Source organism: Rhodococcus sp. (in: high G+C Gram-positive bacteria) (assembly GCF_049591685.1).
GTDB lineage: Bacteria > Actinomycetota > Actinomycetes > Mycobacteriales > Mycobacteriaceae > Rhodococcoides.
On sequence record NZ_JBAWFH010000284.1, the window covers coordinates 1 to 1,749 of the forward strand.

At 63.5% G+C, this 1,749-nt stretch carries 2 protein-coding genes; both read left to right on the forward strand.

Annotated elements, in window-relative coordinates; genetic code table 11:
- Nucleotides 1–71 precede the first annotated feature (71 nt).
- Complete coding sequence (locus WBQ44_RS11910; protein ID WP_495566899.1) at nt 72–800, forward strand: amino acid ABC transporter ATP-binding protein; 729 nt, start codon at nt 72–74, stop codon at nt 798–800.
- Between the two features lie 53 nt (nt 801–853).
- Entirely contained in the window at nt 854–1,681 is an 828-nt protein-coding gene (locus WBQ44_RS11915; RefSeq protein ID WP_495566898.1) for a glutamate ABC transporter substrate-binding protein, read from the forward strand.
- Nucleotides 1,682–1,749: the final 68 nt, after the last annotated feature.

Below are 1,749 nucleotides of genomic sequence, written 5' to 3' on the forward strand. Positions count from 1 at the left end.
GAATAGGGTTCTGCCCTATGACGCATGCCGCCGACGCGCCGAGTTCCGGTGCTCTCGCCGATCGACCACCCATGATCTCCCTGAAATCGGTAGACAAGCATTTCGGTGATCTGCACGTTCTCAAAGACATCAACCTCGAAGTACCTGCCGGACAGGTGGTCATCGTGATCGGCCCGTCCGGGTCGGGCAAGTCGACCCTGTGCCGCACGATCAACCGGCTCGAGCCGATCGACTCGGGAACGATCGAGGTCGACGGAGCAGTCCTGCCTGCCGAGGGCAAGGCGCTGGCTGCTCTACGCGCCGACGTCGGCATGGTGTTCCAGTCGTTCAACCTCTTCGCGCACAAGACGATCCTCGAGAACGTCATGCTCGGGCCCCAGAAAGTGCGCAAGCTCGAGAAGGACGAAGTTCGAGCCAACGCGCAGAAGCTGCTCGAGCGCGTGGGCATCGCCAATCAGGCCGACAAGTACCCCGCTCAGCTCTCCGGCGGACAGCAGCAGCGCGTTGCCATCGCACGTTCGCTCGCCATGAACCCGAAGGTGATGCTGTTCGACGAGCCGACCTCGGCGCTCGACCCCGAAATGGTCAACGAAGTGCTCGACGTCATGACCTCACTGGCCAAGGAAGGTATGACGATGCTCGTCGTCACGCACGAAATGGGCTTCGCGCGCAAGGCCGGAGACAGAGTGATCTTCATGGCCGACGGGGCGATCGTCGAGGACACCGACCCCGACACGTTCTTCACGGCACCGAAATCCGATCGCGCCAAGGACTTCCTCGGCAAGATTCTCGGTCACTGACACCGACACTCGCACGTCTACACACACGCTCACAACACGGAGGAATACCTACAGTGAAACTCAATCGTTCGCTACGTCTCGGCGCAGGACTCGCCGCACTGGCAATCGTCGCAACCGCCTGCGGCGGCAACGAAGAACGCAGCGTCACCTCGAGCGCCGAGAACGGCAGCCTCGTCGTCGGCATCAAGTACGACCAGCCCGGCCTCGGCCTTCGCAACCCGGATGGCACCTTCAGCGGCTTCGACGTCGAGGTCGCCAAGTACGTTGCCGACAAGCTGGGCGTCTCCGCGGACAACATCGAGTTCAAGGAAGCCCCGTCCGCCCAGCGCGAGACGCTGATCCAGAACGGCGAGGTCGACTACGTCGTCGCCACGTACTCCATCACCGATACGCGTAAGGAAAAGGTCGACTTCGCCGGCCCCTACTTCGTTGCGGGACAGTCACTGCTGGTGGCCGACGGCAACACCGACATCACCGGGCCGGAAACGCTCGCCGGTAAGCGTCTGTGCTCGGTGACCGGTTCGACACCGGCCCAGAAAATCGCCGACGAGTACCCCGACGTGCAGCTTCAGCCGTACGACACGTACTCCGCCTGCGTCGAGTCGCTGCGCAACGGTGCCATCGACGCCGTCACCACCGACGACATCATTCTCGCCGGCTACGCCGCCCAGTATCCCGGCGAGCTCAAGGTTGTCGGCGAGCCGTTCACCACGGAGAACTACGGAATCGGCCTGGCGAAGGACGACACCGAGGGTCGCAACCAGATCAACGACGCCATCGAAGAGATGGTGTCGAGCGGTGCATGGGAGCAGGCCTTCAACAGCACCGTCGGTGCTTCGGGTTACACCCTCCCGGCAGAACCGGTTGTCGACCGCTACTGACGCTCTGCCCGCGGCGGGTGCGTTGCGTGACTCGGGACGCACCCGCCGCGGACGGCCCGCTCGAGCCG

Excerpts from the sequence above, each read along its gene's own strand:
- WBQ44_RS11910 (WP_495566899.1), top strand. The coding sequence starts at position 72 with ATGATCTCCCTGAAATCGGTAGACAAGCATTTCGGTGATCTGCACGTT.